Source organism: Actinoplanes palleronii, assembly GCF_016862315.1.
Taxonomy (GTDB): Bacteria; Actinomycetota; Actinomycetes; order Mycobacteriales; family Micromonosporaceae; genus Actinoplanes; species Actinoplanes palleronii.
This window is the reverse complement of the sequence record NZ_BOMS01000132.1, coordinates 1-10978: the sequence shown is the minus strand read 5'-3', so window position 1 is coordinate 10978 and position 10978 is coordinate 1. Positions and strand designations below refer to the sequence as shown.

Genomic DNA, 10978 nt, shown 5'->3' with positions numbered 1-10978 from the left:
CGGCCGCCACCCGGAGGCCGAAAGAAAGCACGGCCGCCACCCCGAAGCCGGAAGAGGCAGTCACCCCGGAGCCGGAGCACGGCCCGGTCGGCACCCTCGGTTACCTGGCGCCGGAGCAGACCGGCCGCACCGGCCTGCCCACCGACCGCCGCGCCGACCTCTACGGACTCGGCGCCACCCTCTACACCCTGGCCACCGGCGCGGCGCCGTTCACCGGTGCCGACCAGCTGGAGCTGGTCCGCGCCACGCTCGTCGACACCCCGCCGGCCCCGGATCTCCCGCCCCGGCTCGCCGCCGTGGTGATGCGGCTGCTGGAGAAGGACCCGGACCAGCGCTACCAGAGCGCCGAGGGCCTCGCGCACGACCTGGCGCGCGCGACCGTCGATCCGGACGGCACCTGGGAGCTGGCCGAACGCGACTTCCCGGCGTTCCTGGCGCCACCGGCCACCCTGGTCGGCCGGGATCCGGAGATCCGCACCCTGGCCGGCGCCCTGGACCGCGCGATGGCCACCGGCGCACCGGCCGTGCTGGTCAGCGGCCCGCCCGGGATCGGCAAGAGCGCCCTGGTGCAGACCCTGCGGGCGCCGATCACCGACCGGGGCGGGTGGTTCGTCGCCGGAAAATACGATCAGTTCCGGACCGGTACGAACAGCGGCGGCATCGCAAGACTGCTCCGCTCCCTGGCCCGCCTGCTGCTCGCCGAGCCGGAGCAGCAGGCGGCCGGCGACCGTAAGCGCCTGCTCGCCGCGCTCGGCCCGAACGCCCCGGTGATCGCCGGCGTGATCCCCGAGCTGGCGACGTTCCTCGGCATCGAGTCGACAGCCGGCCCGGGTGACCCGCTGACCGCGCCGGCCCGGCTCAGCGTCACGGTCGCCGCGCTGCTGCGCGCCGTGGTGTCCCGCCGCCACCTGGTCGTCCTGATCGACGATCTGCAGTGGGCGAGCAGCTCGTCGCTGCGGCTGCTGGACGGGATGCTGGCCACCGGTCCGGTCGCCGGGCTGCTGCTGGTGGCCACGTACCGGGACGAGCAGGTCGGGCCGGATCATCCGCTGGCCCCGCTGCTGGCCCGCTGGCAGCGCGACGGCGTGGCCGGCCCGCCGGTCCGGCTGACCGGATTGGATCGTCCCGGCCTGACCGAGCTGGCCGGGACCGTGCTGCGTCTCGCGCCGGAACCGGCGGGCCGGCTCGCCGACCTGATCGGGCCGGCCGCCGATGGCAACCCGTACGCGACCGTGGAGCTGATCAACGCCCTGCGCGCGGACAACCTGCTGGCGGCGACCGAGGACGGGTGGTGCTGGGACCCGGCCGACGTCCGGACGTTCGTCGCCCGGCACCGGCTGCCGCAACTGCTCGCCGCCCGCCTGGAGCAGCAGCCCGCGGCTACCCGGCGGCTGCTCGCCGCGCTGACCTGTTTCGGCGCGGACACCCGCCCGGAGCTGCTGGCGTCCGCCACCGGCACCCCCGCGGACACCGTGGCCACCCGTCTCGCCCCGGCCGTCGCGGACGGGTTGATCACCGTGGCCGGTGCGATCAGGTTCCGCCACGACCTGGTGCTGCAGGCCGCCCGGGACGGGTTGCCGCACGCCGAGCTGGACCGCCTGCAACTGGACATGGCCCGCCGGCTGGCCGGGCACGGCGACTATGAGCAGGAGGCCGCCGAGCAGTACCTCGCGGTCGCCGGGCTGATCGGCTCGGACGAGGAGCGCCGGACCGCGGCCGCCCTGCTGCACCGGGCCGGGCGCCGCACCGCGCAGATGACCAACTATCCGGTCGCCGAGGAGCTGCTGTCGGCCGCCGACCGGATCCTGGCCCCGATGACCGGACCGGCCGACGTGACCGCCCGGGACGCGGTGGCGGTGGACCGGCACGCCGCGCTCTACTGCCTGGGCCGGCACATCGAGGCCGACCGGATCTACCGCGAACTCGCCGCCCGCACACCCGGTCCGATCACGCTGGCCGGTGCCACCGCCGTACAGATAAACAGCCTGACCCAGCGGGGCGAGTGCCGCGCCGCGATCGCTCTCGGTCTCGACGCCCTGCGGCGCTTCGGTGTCGAGCCGCCCGCCGGCCTGGAGGCGGACAACCAGCGCGCGGCCGCCCGCCTGCGCGACTGGGTGGTCAGCGCGGGGCCGGCCTACCCCGACGTGGAGACGGACGACCCGGCGATCGTGGCGGTCAGCGGGATCCTGAACCGGATGCTGGCGCCGGCCTTCCTGATCGACCCGGTGCGGCACGCCTGGCTGGTGCTGCGGGCGCACACCCTGTGGCAGCGGCACGGCGTGTGCGCGCCGCTGGTCAGCACGATGGGCGCGGCGATCTGCGTGACCATCGGGCTGCTCGACGACTACCGCAGCGGGTACCTGCTGACCCGGCACGCGCTCGAGGTCGGGCGCGCGCACGGGTACCAGGCCGGTACCGCGCTCACCGCGTACATGCACCTGATGCTGGCCGCACACTGGCTGGAGCCGCTCGAGGAGATCACCGACGCGGCGCAGCAGGCCCGCGACGATCTGCTGGCCGCCGGGGACGTGCAGGTCGCCGGGCTGCAGGCGGCCCGGTTGCTGGCCCTGCTGCTGGAGACCGAGGACTCGCTGGAGACGTGCGCCGAGGAGACCACCGCGGCGCTGGCTTTCGCCGAACGGACCGGCAACCGCTACGCCCGGCTGATCGCTCACGGACACCAGCAGCTGATCCGGGTGCTGCGCGGGCGGACCGGCGCGCCCGGCTCGTTCGCCGGCGCCGACTTCGACGAGGCGGCCTACCTGGACGAGGTCGCCGGGTATCCGCCGGCGCTGGCCACCTACCACCAGACGCGGGCACTGGCCGCGCTGCTCGGCGACGACCCGGCCGCGTTGGACACGCACTCGGCCGCGGCGATGGCGCACAGCGGGGCGATCCGCGGGTTCTACGTCTCGGCGCTGGCCCGGGTGACCCGCTGCCTGAGCCTGGCCGGGGCGTCGTCCCCGGAGGCCGCGCCGGAGCTCGGCGACGCCCGGGACTGGCTGGCCCGGCGGGCCGCCGACGCTCCGCACAACTTCCGGCCGCTGCTGCTGCTCGTGGACGCCGAGATCGCCCACGCGCGGGGTGACACCACGACCGCGACCCGGTGCTTCGACGAGGGGCTGCACACGGTCACCGGGCGGCCGTGGCATCACGCGCTGCTGGCCGAGCGGGCCGCCCGCTTCCACCTCGAGCTGGGGCTGATCCACACCGGCGAGCGGCTGTTGTCCGAGGCCTGCGACGCGTACCGGGCGTGGGGCGCCGACGGACCGGTGGCGCGTCTGGAGACCCAACACCCCTTTTTGCGTACGACGGTGAGCAGCGGCCCTGGCGGCGGAGCCGATCACCTGGACCTGATGGCGATCCTGCGCGCCTCCCGGGCCCTCAGCTCGCAGACCACGCTGGCCGGGCTCACCGCGCAGGTCGGTGACGTGCTGAGCGCGATGACCGGCGCCACCGACGTACGCCTGGGCCTGCGCCACCGCGACGAACCGGACTGGCACACCACGGCGGTCACCGGCTCGACCGGCACCGGCCTGCCGCTGTCCGCGGTCCGGTACGTGCAGCGCACCCACCAGCCCCTGCTGGTCACCGACGCGACCGAGGACGACCGGTTCGCACATGATCCGTACCTGAAAGGTCTTGATGTTTGTGCTCTGCTGGTGATCCCGGTGGCCTGTCACAACGCTGAGGCCGCCGTGCTGGTGCTGGCCAACCACCGGCAGCGCGGAGTGTTCTCCACCGGCCGCCTGGCGAGCGTCGAGCTGATCGCCGGGCAGCTGGCCGTCTCGCTGGACAACGCCCTGCTCTACGACTCGCTGGAGAGCGAGGTACGGGCCCGCACCGCCGAGCTGGCCGACCGCAACCGGCAGCTGGAAGCCGCGAACCAGCTGAAGGCCGACCTGATCGGCATGCTCGGTCACGAGATCAACAACCCGCTGGGCAGCATCCTCGGTTACCTCGACCTGGTGCTCACCGGTGATCCGCTGCCGGCCTCCGCCGAAGAGCTGATCGTCCGGGTGCATCGCACCACCCGGCGGCTGACCGGCATCGTGGACGAGGTGCTCGCCATGGTCAGCATCGACGCCGGCCGGCTCACCGCGTCGCCGAGCCCGGTCCGGATCGCCGAGCACATCGAGGCGGCGCTGGGCGCCACCGCGGCGACCGAGGTCGCGGTCTCCTGCCCCCGGGACCTCACCGCGGCCGCGCAACCCGGCCACCTCGACCAGATCCTCACCAACCTGATCAGCAACGCGGTCAAGTACGGCGGCGGGGTCACCGCGATCGTCGCGCACGGCGCCGGCCCCGGCCAGGTCGTCGTCGAGGTCTCCGATCGCGGGCCGGGTGTCCCGCCGGACTTCCGGGACCGGCTCTTCGACAGGTTCGCCCGGGCCGCCACCACCGCCGGCAAGGTCGCCGGCACCGGCCTGGGCCTGTACATCGTCCGCGAGCTGGCCCGGGCCAACGGCGGCGACGTGCAGTACCGTCCGGCCCGGGTCCGTGGCTCCGATTTCATCCTCACACTTCCCTCGGCCGGGCCTGTCACGATGGGTGCGCATCCGGACATGAGGTGACCGTGAGCCCCGACGACCATTTCCGGCAGACGTACGCCGCCGACTTCCAGCCCCTGCTCGGCTACGCCCTGCGCCGGGTCGAGCAGCCCGCGGACGCGGCCGACGTGGTGGCCGAGACGTTCCTGATCGCCTGGCGCCGCCGCCACGAGATGCCGACCGGCCCGGAGACCCGCCTCTGGCTGTACGGCGTGGCCCGCCGCGTGCTGGCCAACCACCATCGCGGCGGCATACGCCGGCAGCACCTCGGCGAGCGGCTGCGCCGCCGGCTCAGCTCGGTGGTCCCCGACCCGGCGAACGAGGTCCCGGAGCGTCTCGCCGTGCACGACGCGCTGGCCCGGCTCGGCGAGCTGGATCGTGAGGTGCTGACCCTGACCGTGTGGGAGGGGCTGGAGCCGCGCGAGATCGCCGAGGTGCTCGGGGTGAACGCGGCGGCGGTGCGCACCCGGCTGTCCCGGGCCCGCTCCCGGCTGCGGGAACTCGTCGGTGACGATCTCGGCCCACCCGGACATGTCTTCAGCGTCCTGACCGTACCGACCCCGAAGGAGGGCCGATGAACGACGACCGCCTGGACCGCCTGGTTCGCGACGCCGACCCGTACCGTCCCGACCTGATCGATCTCCGCGGGGCCGAGCACGAGCTCCTGGAGGAGATCATGTCCACGCCCGTTCCGCTTTCCCAGAAGCGCCGCTATCTCGTCCCGATCGGTGCCGCCGCCGCCCTGGTCGGCGTGATCGGCCTGGGTGCGGTGAGCCGTATGCAGACCGATACCGACTACAAAGCCGGTGGACCAGCCGTGTCGGCGAGCAAGCCGGGGCTGACCCTGCAGGCCACCGAGTCCAGCCCGCGGCTGCTGATCGACGAGCCCGGCTGGGCGCCCACCGACGTCTCCGGCTTCGCCGACCACAGTGGTGACATCTTCTGGGCCAAGGGTGACCTGGTCCTCGACATGACCTGGTACCCGGCGTCCGCCTACCAGAGCTACTACGCCGACCGGCTGCACGTCAGCAAGCCGGCGCTCGGCAAGGCCGGTGACTGGCAGGGCAACATCTTCACGTACACCGAGGACAAGGACTACGCGATCATGCTGCGGCCGCGCGACGGCATCTTCGTCGAGCTGCGGGTCAGCCAGGGCCCGTGGACCAAGGCGACGTTCGACGCGCTGCTGCCGAAGATCAAGCAGGTGGACGCGAAGACCTGGCTGGCCGCCATGCCCGCGGCGATCGTCACCCCGGACCGGATCGAGTCGTCGGCCCGGGAGATCCTCGCCGACGTGCCGGTGCCGCCCGGCTTCGACGTCGGCTCGCTGGACGGCATCGGCACCAACTCCAAGTACCACTTCGGCGCCCGGGTGATCGGCCAGGTCGGCTGCGCCTGGATCGCCGAGCTGCAGCGCGCGAAGAACAAGGACGACGACGCCGCCGCCGAGAAGGCCACCGACGCGATGGGCTCCAGCCACGACTGGCAGATCCTGAAGTGGATGGCCGGCGAGGGCGCCTGGGCACAGGGTTTCTGGCAGATCGCCGACGAGGTGGCCGGCGGTCACGTCCCTCGCGACTACCGGAACGACCTCGAGTGCGCGTGAATCGAGCGCGGTAACTTTTGCACGGAGCGACAAAAGTTCTGTCTACTTCGTACAAAGGTCTGGACCCGGGCAACAGAAGCGTCCTAACGTGACGGCGAACACACCGCGAAAGGTGAGGTGTCCGTCGTGTTACCGATTCTGCGCGCGCTCCGGGATGACGGGCCGGTCTCCCGGGCCGAGCTGGGCGACCGGCTCGGGCTGACCCGTCCGAGATTGACCAGTGAGGTCGGCCGGCTGGTCAAGGCCGGCTTCATCGCCGAGGCCGGGATGGCCGCCTCCCGCGGTGGACGCCGGTCCACCCTGGTCGAGCTGCACCCGCGACTGCGGTTCGCCGCCGTCGACCTGGGCGCCGACTCGATCGACGTCGAGGTGGTCAACGGGCGGATGGAGACGATCGCGGCGTACCGGGAGGCCGCGGACATCCGCAAGGGCCCGAAAGCGATCCTGCACCGGGTCAGCGAGCTGCTCGCCAAGGCCCGCGTCGAAGGAGCTCACGACCGGCTCGACGGCGTCGGGATCGGGGTGCCGGGCCCGGTCAGCTTCCGCGACGGGGTGCCGGTGTCCCCGCCGATAATGCCCGGCTGGGACCGCTATCCGGTCCGCGAGTTGCTGGCCCGCGAGCACGGCTGCCCGGTCGTGGTGGACAACGACGTCAACATCATGGCGGTCGGCGAACGACACGGCGGGGTGGCCCGCTCGGTCGACGACTTCCTGTTCGTGAAGATCGGCACCGGGATCGGTTGCGGCATCCACCTGTCCGGCGACGTCTACCGCGGGGTGGACGGGTGCGCCGGCGACATCGGCCACATCCAGGTCGACGCGAACGGCCCGGTCTGCTCGTGCGGCAACACCGGCTGCCTGGAGGCGGTGTTCAGCGGGGCCGCGCTGGCCCGGGACGCCCTCGCGGCGGCCCGGTCCGGCGCCTCCCCCGCCCTGGCCGAGCGGCTGGGCCGGTCGCGGGTGCTCACCGCCAAGGATGTCGCGGACGGTGCGGCCGAGGGTGACGTGGTCTGCATCAAGTTGATCCGCGAGGGCGGTCGCCGGCTCGGGGGTGTCCTGGCCGCCCTGGTGAGCTTCGCCAACCCGTCGATGATCGTGATCGGGGGCGGGTTGGCGCAGCTCGGCCACGTGTTGCTCGCCGAGATCCGCAGCGTGGTCTACCGGCGCTCGCTGCCGCTGGCCACCGGCAACCTCCCGGTGGTGCTCTCCGAGCTGAGCGGCCGGGCCGGCGTGACCGGTGCGGCCGTACTGGCCAGCGACGCGGCCTTCGAGCAGGTGCCATGAGCACCGTCCTGGAACTCACCGACGTGGTGAAGACGTTCCCCGGCGTCCGCGCCCTCGACGGCGTGCACCTGGAGGTCCGCGCGGGTGAGGTGCACTGCCTGCTGGGTCAGAACGGCGCCGGAAAGTCCACCCTGATCAAGGTGCTCGCCGGGGTGCACCGCGCCGACTCCGGCACGCTGCTCTGGCAGGGTGAGCCGTTCGCACCGGCCTCACCGCAGGCCGCCATGCGGGCCGGCATCGCCACCATCTATCAGGAACTCGACCTGGTCGACGACCTGTCCGTCGCCGAGAACGTCTTCCTGGGCCACGAGCCGAGCCGGGCCGGTTTTACCCGGCGCCGCACCGCCGCGGCCGCCACCCGCACGATCATGGCGAGCCTGGGCCACCCGGAGATCCCGCCGGGCCGGCTGATCAAGGACCTGCCGGCCGCCGGCAAGCAGATCGTCAGCATGGCCCGGGCGCTCTCCCACGACGCCCGTCTGATCGTGATGGACGAGCCGAGCGCGGTCCTGGCCCACGACGAGGTCGGCAACCTGTTCCGGATCATCCGGGAGCTGACCGGCAACGGCATCGCGGTCGTCTACATCTCGCACCGGCTCGCCGAGATCCGCGAGATCGGCGACCGGGTCACCGTCCTCAAGGACGGCCGGACCACCGCCGCCGGGCTTCCGGCCGACACTCCGACCAGGGAGTTGGTCGGCAAGATGACCGGAAGACCTTTTGAGTACGACTTCCCGCCGCGTGCCGGCGCCGACCCGGACACCGCACCGCTGCTCGTCGTCGACGGGCTCAGCCGGGCCGGTGAGTTCGCCGGGGTCAGCCTCACCGTCCGGCCCGGTGAGATCGTCGGCATCGCCGGGCTGGTCGGCTCGGGGCGCTCCGAACTGCTCGAGACGATCTACGGCGGGCGCCGCGCGGACACCGGGACGGTCACCCTGGACGGCCGCCGGATCACCAGCGTCGGCACGGCCGTGGCCCGGGGCATGGGCATGGCCCCCGAGGAGCGCAAGAGCCAGGCGCTGCTGCTCGACGAACCGGTCTTCAAGAACATGACCCTGGCGTCGTTCACCGGTTTCGCCACGGTCGGGTTCACCGGAGCCCGCGACGAACGGGCCGCCGCCCGGCGCACCGCCGAGGAACTGGACCTGCGCCCGCGTGACGTGGAGCGCCCGGTCCGCACGCTCTCCGGCGGCAACCAGCAGAAGGTGGTGGTCGGCCGCTGGCTGCTCGGGCACACCCGCTTGCTGCTGCTCGACGAACCGACCCGTGGCGTCGACGTCGGCGCCCGGGCCGAGCTCTACCGGGTGATCCACGACCTGGCCGCCGGCGGTGTCGGCGTGCTGCTGGTCTCCAGCGAGGTGCCCGAGGTGCTCGGCCTGTCCGACCGGGTGCTGGTCATGCGGGAGGGCCGCGTGATCCGCGAGGCGCCGGCCGGTGAGCTCGACGAGGACGCCGTGCTCGACCTCGTGATGGCGGGGTCGCTGATGGAGGGAGAGGCCGCGTGACCGCCGGAACGGCGCTTGCCAAGCCGCATCGATTCGACGAGAACGTCCTACGCAACCTCGGCCTGGTCGGGGTACTGGTCATCCTGGTGCTTGTCGGGATCATCACCAGGCCCGAGCTGTACTCCGACCCGGCCTGGGTCAAGAACAACATCTTCGTGATCCTGCAGCAGGCGTCCGCGATCGGCGTGGTCACGGTCGGGATGACCTTTGTGATCATCGGTGGGGGCATCGACCTGTCGGTCGGGGCGATCATCGCGCTCGCCGGGGTCTGGTCCACCACCCTGGCCACGCAGAGCTACGGCGCGGTCGGGATGATCTTCACCGCGTTGGTGGTCGGCATCGCCGTGGGACTCGTGAACGGTGTGCTCATCGCGTACGGGAAATTGGTTCCCTTCATCGCGACCCTCGCGATGCTGGTCGCGGCCCGCGGTCTGGCCGCGCAGATTTCCGGGAAACAGACGCAGGTCTCGGCGAACGACACGATCAACAGCATCGCCAGCACCAAGGTGCTCGGCATCCCGACGCTGGTCTGGATCCTGGCGGCGGTCGTGGTGGCCGGCTGGGTGCTGCTGAACCGGACCACGTTCGGCCGGCGCACGGTCGCGGTCGGCGGCAACCCGGAGGCGGCCCGGCTCGCCGGGATCAACGTCAAACGGCACACCCTGCTGCTCTACATGCTCTCCGGCCTGTGCTGCGGGATCGCCGCGATCATGCTGACCTCGCAGGCCACCAGCGCCCAGGCGGCGATGGCCAACCTCTACGAACTCGACGCGATCGCCGCGGCGATCATCGGCGGCACGCTGCTCTCCGGCGGCCGCGGCACCATCGTCGGCGCCCTCTTCGGGGTGCTGGTGTTCTCCACCATCACCAATCTGTTCGCCATCAACAACCTCGCCAGCGAGGTTCAGAACATGGTCAAGGGCGGCATCATCGTGGCCGCCGTGCTCCTGCAGCAGTTCCGCTATCGCTCTCTCACCAACCTCCTCAGGAGGAGAAATGACCGTGATAACCCGTAGGCGGGCCCTCTTCGGTGGCGCGGCAGTCACCGCAGGCGTCGCCCTCAGCGCGTGCACCAGCAACGATCCGGGCACCGACGCCCAGGTCAAGACGGATACCAGCGACAACGCGAACGCCGCGGCCGGCAGCAAGGTGATCATCGGCTTCTCCGCTCCGGCCGCCGACCACGGCTGGATCGCCGCGATCACCAACAACGCCAAGGCACAGGCCGCCGCGTATGCCGACGTGGAACTGCGCTCGGTCGCGGCCGGTGCGGACGCCGCGGCGCAACGCTCGGCCCTGGCCACCCTGATCGCCCAGAAACCCACAGTGATCGTGCTGCTCCCGCACGACGGCAAGGAGCTGAACGCGTCCGGCCTGGAAGCCATGCGGGCCGGCATCCCGGTGGTCAACCTGGACCGGGCGTTCCCGTCCGCGGCCGCCTACCGGCTGCAGATCAAGGGTGACAACTACGGCATGGGCCTGGCCGCCGGGCAGTACATCGGCGGGCAGCTCAAGGCCAAGGGCGTCAGCAACGCGATCATCGGCGAGATCCCCGGCATCGACTCGCTGGAGCTCACCCAGGAACGCAGCGCCGGCTTCAACGCCGCCCTGGCCGTGTTCGGCTACAAGGTCGCCAACCGGCGGCCGGCCGAGTTCACCGCCGACTCCGGGCAGGCCGCCGCGACGTCGCTGCTGCAGGCCCTGCCCAAGATGGACGCGCTCTGGAACCACGACGACGACCAGGGCATCGGCGTGCTGGCCGCGATCAAGCAGGCCAACCGCAGCGAGTTCTTCATGGTCGGCGGCGCCGGGTCCAAAGCGGCGATCGACGCCATCAGCAAAGACGATTCGGTGCTCAAGGCGACGGTCACCTACAGCCCGTCGATGGCCTCCTCGGCGATCAGCCTGGCCCGGCTGATCGGGCAGGGCAAGGGCATGTCCGACCTGGTGGAGCTGCAGGTGCCCAAGGAGATCACGCTCGCCTCCGAGACGATCACCAAGGAGAACGCCGCCAAGTACGGCAAGCTCGGCTT

The 10978-nt window shown here is 72.0% G+C and carries 7 protein-coding genes; all 7 read left to right on the top strand.

Features of this window, described 5'->3' with window-relative positions:
* On the top strand, positions 1-4574 hold a 4574-nt coding region (locus tag Apa02nite_RS39185; RefSeq protein ID WP_203829562.1), incomplete at its 5' end, for a sensor histidine kinase.
* A gap of 2 nt (positions 4575-4576) precedes the next feature.
* Complete coding sequence (locus Apa02nite_RS39180; RefSeq protein ID WP_067686717.1) at positions 4577-5128, top strand: RNA polymerase sigma factor; 552 nt, start codon at positions 4577-4579, stop codon at positions 5126-5128.
* Positions 5125-6156, top strand: a complete 1032-nt coding sequence (locus Apa02nite_RS39175) for a hypothetical protein (RefSeq protein WP_203829561.1) — start codon at positions 5125-5127, stop codon at positions 6154-6156. Before Apa02nite_RS39180 ends, Apa02nite_RS39175 begins: the two co-directional genes overlap by 4 nt.
* Before the next feature lie 126 nt (positions 6157-6282).
* Positions 6283-7440 carry an ROK family transcriptional regulator gene (locus tag Apa02nite_RS39170; protein ID WP_239164853.1) on the top strand — a complete coding sequence of 386 codons (1158 nt, stop codon included), beginning with the start codon at positions 6283-6285 and terminating at the stop codon, positions 7438-7440.
* On the top strand, positions 7437-8945 hold the full coding sequence (locus Apa02nite_RS39165; RefSeq protein WP_203829559.1) for a sugar ABC transporter ATP-binding protein: 1509 nt from the start codon (positions 7437-7439) through the stop codon (positions 8943-8945). Before Apa02nite_RS39170 ends, Apa02nite_RS39165 begins: the two co-directional genes overlap by 4 nt.
* Positions 8942-9961, top strand: coding sequence for an ABC transporter permease (locus Apa02nite_RS39160; RefSeq protein ID WP_203829558.1), 1020 nt, complete (start codon positions 8942-8944; stop codon positions 9959-9961). Before Apa02nite_RS39165 ends, Apa02nite_RS39160 begins: the two co-directional genes overlap by 4 nt.
* Positions 9942-10978: substrate-binding domain-containing protein (locus Apa02nite_RS39155; protein WP_203829557.1), on the top strand; the 1037-nt coding region annotated here is incomplete at its 3' end. The genes Apa02nite_RS39160 and Apa02nite_RS39155, both read left to right, overlap by 20 nt.